4 protein-coding genes are annotated in these 2,738 nt (G+C 70.2%); all 4 read right to left on the bottom strand.

From position 1 onward, the window contains the following. Window positions 1-1,270: MFS transporter (locus ACWJ6R_RS34115; protein WP_449066169.1), on the bottom strand; the 1,270-nt coding region annotated here is incomplete at its 3' end. Between the two features lie 173 nt (window positions 1,271-1,443). After that, the gene (locus ACWJ6R_RS34120) at window positions 1,444-1,686 is read right to left on the bottom strand and encodes a hypothetical protein (RefSeq protein ID WP_449066170.1); all 243 of its coding nucleotides are present in this window, start codon (window positions 1,684-1,686) and stop codon (window positions 1,444-1,446) included. Window positions 1,687-1,815: 129 nt separating this feature from the next. After that, the gene (locus tag ACWJ6R_RS34125; RefSeq protein WP_449066171.1) at window positions 1,816-2,343 is read right to left on the bottom strand and encodes a Uma2 family endonuclease; all 528 of its coding nucleotides are present in this window, start codon (window positions 2,341-2,343) and stop codon (window positions 1,816-1,818) included. 102 nt (window positions 2,344-2,445) lie between these two features. Further along, on the bottom strand, window positions 2,446-2,738 hold a 293-nt coding region (locus tag ACWJ6R_RS34130; protein WP_449066172.1), incomplete at its 5' end, for a cytochrome d ubiquinol oxidase subunit II.

The raw sequence follows: 2,738 nt of genomic DNA on the forward strand, positions 1-2,738 counted from the left end.
CCGGGTCGCCGGCCGGGTCGCCGGCCGGCTCGGCGGCGGGTTCGGCGGCGGGCAGGTCGCGCATCCCGCGCAGCGGGGAGAGCAGCAGCGGCACGGCGGAGAGCAGCCCGAGCAGCACGCTGACCCAGAGCGTGGCCCGGACGCCGACGATCTCGCCCAGTACGCCTCCGGCGAGGCCGCCCAGGGGGAGCACCCCCCACACGGTGAACCGGATGGTCGCGTTCATCCTGCCGAGCAGGTGCTCGGGGGTGACGGCCTGGCGGAAGCTGACCTGGCCGACGTTGTAGACGATGATGCCGATCGAGTTCATGAACATGCCGACCGCGTAGAGCGCGAGCTTCCAGCCGGGCTCGGCCAGCGGCACCAGCAGCATGAAGGGGTAGAACACCACGGCGGAGAGCCAGATGACCCGGGCCGAGCCGACCCGGCGGCTCAGCGGCCCCACGAGCGCCACCCCGGCCAGGCCTCCGACGGCGGTCACCGAGAACAGCAGGCCGATGCCGGCCTCGGAGAGGCCGATCACCCGGACCAGGAAGATCATCGAGACGGCGTTGAAGATGCCGTGGGTGAAGTTCGCGGTGGCGGTGGCAGCGGTGATCATCCGTAGGATCGGGTGCCCGGCCACGTACCGGAGCCCCTCGCCGATCTCCTTGGCCAGCCCCCGCCGCGCGGAGCGCTCCGGGACCCGCTCGCCGGCGTCGATCCGGCCCAGCAGCAGCGCCGAGCCGAGGAAGCTGACCGCGTCGGCCAGCACCGCTAGCGGCGCGGTGAGCGCCTGGATCAGCCAGCCGCCCGCGCCCGGACCGGCCACGCCCGCCGCCGACCGGACGATCTCCAGCTTGGCGTTGCCGTCCACCAGCCGGTCGCGCTCGACGAGGCTCGGCAGGTAGCTCTGGTAGGCGATGCCGAAGAAGACGGTGGCCAGGCCGGTGCCGAGCGCCACGCCGTACAACTGGGGGAGGGTCAGCGCGTCCAGCCACCAGGCGAGCGGGACCGATCCCAGCAGTACGGCCCGCGCCACGTCGGCGGCGACCAGGATGCGGCGGCGCGGCATCCGGTCCACCCAGACCCCGGCGGGCAGGCCCACCAGCAGGAACGCCGCCGTCTCCGCCGCCACCAGCAGGCCGGTCTCGAACGGGCTCGCGCTGAGCGCGACCACCGCGACGAGCGGGAGCGCGAGCATGCTGATCTGGGTGCCGACCTGGCTGATCACGTCGGCGCCGAACAGGAGCATGAAGTTCCGGTGCCGGAACAGGCTGGGGGAGTTCACCCCGGTATCGTGGTCGACTCCGGGTAGGGAATCAACCCGGCTCCGTCGATCACCTCCAGCGTGGAGACCCCGGCTTCCAGAGGCTTTCTGATGCCGTACGCCGCGGAGGTCCCGCGCGTGGAGGCCGTGTACCTGTCAGTCGACCAGCCAGATCTGCCACGGCAGGACACGGCTCACCGTGGTTCCTCGCCGCGCAACCAGTCCCCGGCCACGTTGTCGGCGAGACGGGACTCCTCCAGGTAGGAGGCCCACTCGGCGGAGTCGGCCCGGAGTCGGTCGTAGGCGGCGAGCGCGGCCTGCTCCTCGTGCTCGTCGATCAGGTACTGCAAGGTGTCCGCGAGGGTGGCTCCGCCGTACTCGGCCGCCACCTCCGCGAGCCGATCACGCAGATCGGTGGAGATCTTGATCGTTGTCATGCGCAGGCTCTGATCCTCCGGCGTTGCTTCCAATTGCTCGATCCGTTCGATGAAGAGTCCCTCCGTGAGCGGTCTCGCCTCCCGCGCCGGACGGTTCGGATCAGACGTATCTGGGGAACTCGGAGGTGTTCAGCGGGGCCCGTCCATGCAGACGAGTCCGGTGATCGGATCACCGAATTTAAAAGTCAGGACCTGGTGCCAGACGCTGTTCCGCTTGTCGGGATCGGTGTGCAGGAGGCAGATCCCCTCGCGGGGGTCGACGAGCAGGTACTGGGGCGCTCCCGAGGCGGCGTAGCGGCGGGCCTTGCCGCCGTAGTCCTCCTTGAAGTTGCCGTTGGACACGACCTCGACGAGGAGCTCTGTCTCGTGTGCCCACGGCTTCTCTCCGGGACCCAGCTTCTCCGGCACGATGACGAGATCCGGAATGGGTTCCCTCTGCTCCGAGGTGAGCAGCAGATCGACGTTGCTGAGTTTGCAGTTCAGCGGCAGGGGGATCTGCTCCCGGATCAGGTCGACGATGTTGTTGTGCTCCCACCGGGTTCCGGCGAGCATGACGATCTGGTTGCCGAAGCTCTCGACGCGCATCTCGGGGAGGATCCCGCGTCGCTGGAGATCGAGCAGCGCCTCGGCGGTCTCATGAATCTTGTCGTCACCCATGGCACCTCACTCGCGGAATCTGTGTCTCCTCAGTCTCTCATCGTTCCGGCGCCGGGGAGGGAACCGCGCGAGGTGTGCGGGCGAGGTGACCGGATCGCGCTCTCAGGACGCTTCGGCGGTCAGGCGGCGGCGGAAGACCCAGTACGTCCAGCCCTGGTAGCCCAGCACGAACGGGAGCGCGATCAGGCCGATCCAGGTGAGCATGCCGAGCGTGTACGGTCCCGAGGCGGCCTCGGCGACGGTGAGGCCGGGCAGCGGGGCGGGCCACAGGGCGGTGAACAGGGCGGCGCCGGTCAGCGCGATGGAGGAGGCGGTGGCGGTGAACGCCCAGCCGTCCCGGCCGCGCCAGGTCAGCGCCGCCGGCGGCGGCCAGGGCCGCCATCGCGGCCAGCGCG

This window comes from Planomonospora algeriensis (genome assembly GCF_977012225.1).